The sequence below is a fragment of the Bacillus sp. SIMBA_005 genome, assembly GCF_046535585.1.
Classification (GTDB): Bacteria; Bacillota; Bacilli; order Bacillales; family Bacillaceae; genus Bacillus; species Bacillus pumilus.
In genome coordinates this window covers 1-249 of sequence record NZ_JAWRWI010000875.1, presented here as the reverse complement: position 1 = coordinate 249, position 249 = coordinate 1, and the positions used below count along the sequence as shown (strand labels likewise).

General features: G+C 57.8%; 1 pseudogene. It reads left to right on the top strand.

What is annotated here, in order from left to right:
• Positions 1–249, top strand: a pseudogene (locus SB660_RS22575) (YppG family protein); the annotation flags it as partial.

Below are 249 nucleotides of genomic sequence, written 5' to 3'. Positions count from 1 at the left end.
CCAGCAGCCGGCGGGATATTTCTACCCGCAGCAGATACAGCCATTACAGCCGCCGTATCCGCAGCAGATACAGCCATTGCAGCAGCCGCCATATCATCAGCAAGGGCAGTACCCGCAGCAATTTTATCCGAATCAGGAATACGGTCATATACAGCAGCCGTTTGCTCCTGCTCCTCCTCAGGCAGGCATGCCCGGGGGCCAGCCGGGGTTTGTGAATCCTTACCCCGTTCCCAGACCGAATCAGCAGCA